This window comes from Enterobacter sp. MF024, from assembly GCF_005843915.1.
GTDB lineage: Bacteria > Pseudomonadota > Gammaproteobacteria > Enterobacterales > Enterobacteriaceae > Enterobacter > Enterobacter barmai.
Map to the genome: position 1 here is coordinate 1 of NZ_VCBB01000033.1, position 319 is coordinate 319.

General features: G+C 54.9%; 1 pseudogene. It reads right to left on the bottom strand.

The features are described 5' to 3' along the window. Window positions 1-319: pseudogene (locus FFB58_RS22800) on the bottom strand (flagellin FliC); the annotation flags it as partial.

Consider the following 319-nt stretch of genomic DNA (forward strand, 5'->3'; position numbering starts at 1 on the left):
TCCATACGCTGGTTAACTTCAGCCTGGATGGAGTCGATGTCAGATGCGGAGTTGGAGCTGTTCTGCGCCTGAACGGTCAGGTCACGTACACGCTGTAAGTTGTTGTTGATTTCGCTCAGCGCGCCTTCAGCGGTCTGCGCCAGGGAGATACCGTCGTTGGCGTTACGTGCAGCAACGTTCAGACCGTTGATGTTGGAGGTGAAGCGGTTAGCAATCGCCTGGCCCGCTGCGTCATCTTTTGCGCTGTTGATACGCAGACCGGAAGACAGACGCTCAATCGCAGTACCCAGAGTTGACTGAGATTTGCTCAGGTTGTTCT